We start from the raw sequence: 4125 nt of genomic DNA, 5'->3' as shown, positions 1-4125 counted from the left end.
CCCGGGCAGCGATCCGCGGAAGGGGCCCTGGTTAGCTGCGCGCGCGGGCACGGTAGGCCTTGACGCGGTCGTTGGCCGAGAGGATCACCTTGCGGATGCGGATCGCCTCCGGGGTGACCTCCACGCATTCGTCCTCACGGGCGAATTCCAGCGACTCTTCCAGGGTCAGGGTGCGCGGCGGGGTCAGGTTCTCGAAGCTGTCCGAGGATGCGGCACGCATGTTGGTCAGCTTCTTTTCCTTGGTGATGTTCACGTCCATGTCCTCGGAGCGCGAGTTCTCACCCACGATCATGCCCTCGTACACCTCGGAGGTCGGCTGCACGAAGAAGGTGCCGCGTTCCTGCAGGTTGATCATCGAGTACGGGGTGGCCACACCGGCGCGGTCGGCGACCAGCGAACCGTTGTTGCGGTATTCGATGGCGCCGTGCCACGGCTCGTAGCCCTCGGCCAGCGAGGCGGCGATGCCGGCACCGCGGGTTTCGGTCATGAAGCGGGTGCGGAAGCCGATCAGGCCGCGGGCCGGAACCATGAACTCCATGCGCACCCAGCCGGTGCCGTGGTTGGTCATGTTGGTCATCCGGCCCTTGCGGGCGGCCATCAGCTGGGTGACGGCGCCAGGAACTCCTCGGGCACGTCAATGGTCATCAGCTCCATCGGCTCATGCACCTTGCCGTCGATGACCTGGGTGACCACCTGCGGCTTGCCCACGGTCAGTTCGAAGCCCTCACGGCGCATCTGCTCGACCAGGATCGCCAGGGCCAGTTCGCCACGGCCCTGCACCTCCCAGGCGTCCGGACGCTCGGTCGGCAGCACCTTCAGCGACACGTTGCCGATCAGTTCGCGGTCCAGGCGGTCCTTGACCTGACGGGCGGTGACCTTGGCTCCCTTGACCTTGCCGGCCAGCGGGGAGGTGTTGATCCCGATGGTCATCGAGATGGCCGGCGGGTCAACGGTGATCATCGGCAGCGGCTTCGGGTTTTCCAGGTCGGTAAGGGTTTCACCGATCATGATGTCCTCGATGCCGGCCACGGCCACGATTTCACCCGGCCCGGCTTCAGTCGCCGGGACACGGTTCAGGCCTTCGGTGGCCAGCAGCTCGGTGATCTTCACCTGCTTGTAGGTGCCGTCCTGGCGTGCCCAGGTCACCTGCTGGCCTTGCGCAGGGTGCCGTTGAAGATGCGCAGCAGCGCCAGGCGGCCCAGGAACGGTGAGGCGTCCAGGTTGGTGACGTGCGCCTGCAGCACTTCGCCCGGGGTGTAGGACGGGGCCGGGACGTGGTCGATGATGGTCTTGAACAGCGGCTCAAGATTGTCATTGTCCGGCAGTTCGCCGTCGCCGGGCTGGTTGGTGGAGGCGTAGCCGGCCTTGCCCGAGGCAAAGACGATCGGCACGTTCAGGATTTGGTCGATGTCCAGGTCCGGAGCCTCGTCGGCCAGGTCGGAGGCCAGGCCCAGCAGCAGGTCCATGGAGTCGGAGATGACCCCGTCAATGCGGGCATCGGGGCGGTCGGTCTTGTTGACCACGATGATCACCGGCAGGTTGGCGCTCAGCGCCTTGCGCAGCACGAAGCGGGTCTGCGGCAGCGGGCCCTCGGAGGCGTCCACCAGCAGCACCACGCCGTCGACCATGGACAGGCCGCGCTCCACCTCGCCGCCGAAGTCGGCGTGCCCGGGGGTGTCGATGATGTTCATGGTGATCTTGTGGCCGTTGGCGGCCGGGCCCTCATAGAACACGGTGGTGTTCTTGGCCAGGATGGTGATGCCCTTTTCGCGTTCCAGCTCACCGGAGTCCATCACGCGGTCTTCGGTTTCGCCGTGGCTGTCGAACGCACCGGTCTGCTGCAGCATCGCGTTGACCATGGTGGTCTTGCCGTGGTCAACGTGCGCCACAATGGCAACGTTGCGAAGATCTTCGCGAAGTGTGGTGTTTTCTGACATGCGTGAAGGCTCACTTCCGTCCGAGGAATTTCGGGTCATAGGGATCGGGCCACTTTTGACCCAGCTATTTATTTTACGCGCTGCCGAGAAGTCCTCCGGTTTTCTGTGGCGTATTGAACACAAAAAACTTCGGGAACCGCGTTTCAGGCGGTCGGGACCCAGAACCTGAGCACCGTGGTGTCCCCGTTGTAGACGACGGCGGGTTGCGCCGCATCGGGCACTCCCCCACATCGTTCGATGGTAGCCCGGGACGCGGCGTTTGTCTCATTACAGGTAATCAGCGCCTGCTTTATCCCACGCTGGGCCAGCTCGGCGAGCGCGAAACGGCAGAGCCTGGTGGCCACCCCCTGGCCTCGGAAACCCGGTCGCACCCCGTAGCCGATGTGTCCGGCAAATTCGCGCAGGTAGTCGTTTAGTTCATAGCGCACTCCGACACGCCCGACCAGCCGTCCGTCGATGAAACCACCGAAGGTGCCCGAGGCGACCCACCCGTCGGGAAGCCCCACCCCCTGGCGGTTGGCCTCCAACCTGTCCACAAAGTCCGCCCAGCTCTCCTTCGCCCCTCGGCCAACCAAAAAGTCGAAGTCATCGGCCTGAAGTTCGGCCTGGGCGGCCAGCGCCTGCTGCTCATCGGCCAGCTCGAATGGTCTGACCTTCCAGGACATTGTGTTCTCCATTCAGCCATTATTCGCGCCCGGGCCTTGAATCGTCGAATTTCTGCAGCCACACTGGTCACGATGGCGGCGCACCTGCCGGCACGTAGGCGCCGGGAAGGAGCGGGACCATGACGATTCCCGATATCGGGCAGCGGCCGCGGGTTCCTGCCGCCACCCAGGTGCTGGTGCTCAGTGCCGCCGCGGCCCTGGGCGGCTACTTGCTGGCCCTCTCGCTGCCGGCCCCGCACACCTGGTTGCTGATTCCCTTTGCCACCGGCACCGGTCTGCTGATCGCTTTGGCCGGTGGCCTGGAACAGGCCTGGATGCGTATCCTGAGTGCCGTGCTGTTGGCGGCTGTGTGCTCGCCGCGGTGCCGATCGGCTCCGCGGCCCTGTTTTCCTGGAGCTTCGCTCCGCTGGTGTTTGTGCACCTGCCCGCCGCGGTCGCCGCCTGGATGCGCCGGTGCAAGGCGATGACTCCCCGGGCAGGGGCCGGCAGACGGTGAAACACTGCCGGCTCGCTGGCACTAGTAGACCAGGGTCCGGCCCCGAACCTCTTCGAACCACTGCACCGTTCCGCCCTGAAGGCTGAAGACCTGCGCATCCGGCCGTTCTTCGCTCAGGATGCGTGCGGCACGCTGGGAACGCACCCCGGACTTGCAGGCCAGCACCAGCTGGTCCGCCGTGGCCAGCCCATCCAGCGCCGCCCAGCCCTGCTCCGTCAGCCGTTCCAGGGGGATGTGCACGCTGCCGGGGATGCTTCCCATTTCGCGCTCCCAGGCTTCACGCACGTCCACCACCAGCACCTGGTTTCGTCCCTGCCCGTCCTGCAGTTGCCCGGCATCAATCTGCCGTACCGTGGCCGGCAGGGCGCACCTGTGCTCGTAGTCCTGCAGCTCGGTGACGGGCTGCCGATGCGGGTCCGCGGCAAAACGCAGGATGTCGGTGGTGGCTTGCAGGGCGTCGTAGCGCCAGAAGCGACCGATCAGGGTTCCCCGATCCCGCAGATCAGTTTCAGCGCCTCGGCGGCCATGGTGGAGCCCACCACCCCGCACAGCGCCCCGAACACCCCGCCTTCGGCGCAGCTGGGCACCGAGTCGCGTCGGGGATTTCCGGGAACAAGTCGCGCAGCATCGGGCCGCGGCCCGGGGCAAAGACTGACACCTGGCCGCTGAAGCGGAAAATGGTTCCCCAGATCAGTGGGGTGCCGCTCAGCTCCGCGGCGTCATTGGACAGGTAACGGGTGGCGAAGTTGTCGGTCCCGTCCAACACCAGGTCGTGGGCGGCGAACAGTTCCACGCATTGTGCCGGGTCAGCTTGTCCACGACGGCGGTGAGGTTGGCCTGCGGATCCAGGCGCAGCGCGGCCTGGCGCGCCGACTCCGCCTTCGCCCGGCCCAGGTCCTGGTGCCGGTGGATCACCTGGCGCTGCAGGTTGGAGCTTCCACCACTCATCATCGATGACGCTCAGCTGCCCCACCCCGGCGGCGACCAGGTAGTTGATGATGGGGCGCCAGTCCCCCGGCCCCACCAC

3 protein-coding genes and 2 pseudogenes are annotated in these 4125 nt (G+C 66.1%); 1 reads left to right on the top strand and 4 read right to left on the bottom strand.

Annotated features, from left to right (window positions below; translation table 11 throughout):
• Positions 1 to 31: 31 nt before the first annotated feature.
• A pseudogene (gene typA, locus JCM19049_RS09135) lies at positions 32 to 1937 on the bottom strand (translational GTPase TypA).
• 143 nt (positions 1938 to 2080) lie between these two features.
• Positions 2081 to 2602, bottom strand: a complete 522-nt coding sequence (locus JCM19049_RS09130) for a GNAT family N-acetyltransferase (RefSeq protein ID WP_054821431.1) — start codon at positions 2600 to 2602, stop codon at positions 2081 to 2083.
• 119 nt (positions 2603 to 2721) lie between these two features.
• Between JCM19049_RS09130 and JCM19049_RS19760 the strand changes: the two genes are divergently transcribed.
• Positions 2722 to 3069, top strand: coding sequence for a hypothetical protein (locus tag JCM19049_RS19760; protein ID WP_279402829.1), 348 nt, complete (start codon positions 2722 to 2724; stop codon positions 3067 to 3069).
• Positions 3070 to 3119: 50 nt separating this feature from the next.
• On the opposite strand, the gene JCM19049_RS09125 is transcribed toward JCM19049_RS19760, so the two are convergent.
• The gene (locus JCM19049_RS09125) at positions 3120 to 3647 is read right to left on the bottom strand and encodes a rhodanese-like domain-containing protein (RefSeq protein ID WP_054821430.1); all 528 of its coding nucleotides are present in this window, start codon (positions 3645 to 3647) and stop codon (positions 3120 to 3122) included.
• Positions 3578 to 4046, bottom strand: a pseudogene (locus tag JCM19049_RS19755) (ThiF family adenylyltransferase). Before JCM19049_RS19755 ends, JCM19049_RS09125 begins: the two are co-directional and overlap by 70 nt.
• Positions 4047 to 4125 lie beyond the last annotated feature (79 nt).

Source organism: Arthrobacter sp. JCM 19049 (assembly GCF_001310435.1).
The sequence above is the reverse complement of the archived record's forward strand: the minus strand, read 5'-3'. Positions and strand labels throughout refer to the sequence as shown.